Here is a 1,089-nt window from a genome sequence, read left to right as displayed (position 1 = left end):
AGCTACGACAAGTACGGACGCCTGGCCACGGCCAAGGACGGCCGGAACATCACCACCACCTACGGCTACGACGACGCGGACCGCATCACCTCGGTCACCTACTCCGACAGCACTCACGCCGTCGGGTACACCTACGACGGCTTCGGCCGGGTGTGGACCCGCACCGACGGCACCGGCACCACCACCTACACCTATGACGACCTCGGGCACCTGGCCACCCGCACCGCGACCTCCGGCGGCGGCACCCTCACCTACGGATACGACAAGGCCGGCAACCTCGTCACCCTCACCGACGCCCGCGGCACCGCCACCTACAGCTACGACGACGCGAACCTCCTCACCCAGCTCGTCACCGCGGCGCCGGCCTCCACCAAGATCCGCTTCGCCTACGACGACCACGGCCGCCGCACCGACACCTGGTACGGCACCGACACCAACCACACCATCTACAAGGCCCACGTCCACCAGGACTACGACGCCTCCGGCCGCCCCTCACGAGTCTGGGCCGACCAGGGACCGGCCACTTCACCCACCCGCCAGTTCGACGTCACCTACTGCCGCGCCACAGGCGGCACACCCGGCACCACCTGCTCCGCCGCCACCACCGACGACCGCAGCCTCCTGCAGTGGTCTAAGGACAACCTGACGGGGAAAACGACGACCTACGGATACGACCCGGGCAACCGGCTGACGTCAGTGGCGACTTCGGGAGGTGGGACCACGTACAGCTACGGCTACGACGCACGTGGCAACCGCACCACCGCCACCGGCGCGACCACCCTCACCCACAACGCCGCCAACCAGATCACCACCAGCGGCTACGCCTACGACGCCGCCGGGAACCTCACGAAAACCCCGTCACTGTCCTCGGTCACCTACAACGGCGCCGGACAGATGACGGCCGCCACCACCTCCACCGGAACCGGCACCTACACCTACGCCGGCACCAGCCAGACCGAGCTGACCCACCAGACCACCGACACCGGCGACAACATCGACTACGTCTACGGCCGCCCCGACGGCAACGGCCAGCCCGTCATCGAACAGGTCACACTCGACGCCGGCACCGCCTACATCGACCACGACCCC

The 1,089-nt window shown here is 68.3% G+C and carries 1 pseudogene; it reads left to right on the top strand.

The features are described from left to right. Positions 1-1,089, top strand: a pseudogene (locus ACFZAM_RS37190) (hypothetical protein); the annotation flags it as partial.

The sequence above is a fragment of the Streptomyces sp. NPDC008079 genome (assembly GCF_042957385.1).
Taxonomy (GTDB): domain Bacteria; phylum Actinomycetota; class Actinomycetes; order Streptomycetales; family Streptomycetaceae; genus Actinacidiphila.
This window is presented reverse-complemented; position numbering and strand designations above follow the sequence as displayed.